An 835-nucleotide genomic window follows, 5' to 3' on the forward strand; every position below is an offset into this window, starting at 1 on the left:
GATGATGTAGCCGACGGCGACCAGTAGGAAAGATGTGAGCGGAGAACGGGTTTCGGGCAGATAAGGGATCCGGGGTTGAGTGGTTTGCCGTCGCGGCCGGTGACCAGGAGCTGGTCGGCGGGCCCGGTGATGGTGATGTCGCCGCTGTGGTGTAGCCGGTGGTGGTAAGGGCAGACCAGCACCAGGTTGTGCAGTTCGGTGGGTCCGCCGTCTTCCCAGTGCCGGATGTGGTGGGCGTGCAGGCCGCGGGTGGCCGCACAGCCGGGCACGCGGCAGGTGCGGTCGCGGTGCTCCAGGGCGCGGCGCAGTCGGCGGCTGATCACCCGCGTGGTGCGCCCCGACCCGATGAGTTGGCCGTGGTGGTGCAGCCACACCTGGCAGCCGGTGTCGCACAACAGCAGCCGCCGGTCGGCTTCGGAGAGCGCCGGGCCCAGGTGGGGCCAGGCGGCGGGCTTGTCCACATCCAGGTGCACGATGACGGTGCTGTGTTGATCGTGGGGGCGCCGGGTCACCTCGGTGTCCCAGGCGTGCTCGACCATGCGCATGAACGCATCGGTGGCGGTGGGGAAGGGCACGCGGGTTTCCCAGTCACCGTCGGCGGGGCGTTGGTAGTCCTCGCCGACGGCGTCGGGGCCGTGAGCGGCGACGTGTTCGTTGATCAGCGCGTCGCGGTGTGAGTGCAGGGCGGCGTCGAGTTTGGCGGCCTCCAGGGTGGGCAGGGTGATGCGGTAGGTGGTGTAGTGCTCGCCGACGGTTTTGCTGATGCTGCGGTCGTCGTGGGCCCGAAGCAGCGTCTGGGTCAGCTCTATGAGCAGTTGGCCGAATTGGCCGACCA

Annotated in this window: 1 protein-coding gene; it reads right to left on the reverse strand. The window is 68.9% G+C overall.

Translation table 11 applies throughout. From position 1 onward, the window contains the following. The coding region (locus A5650_RS25435) for an HNH endonuclease signature motif containing protein (RefSeq protein ID WP_156744343.1) at nt 1–835 on the reverse strand (835 nt) is incomplete at both ends.

It is taken from the genome of Mycobacterium sp. 1164985.4 (assembly GCF_001668575.1).
Taxonomy (GTDB): Bacteria; Actinomycetota; Actinomycetes; order Mycobacteriales; family Mycobacteriaceae; genus Mycobacterium.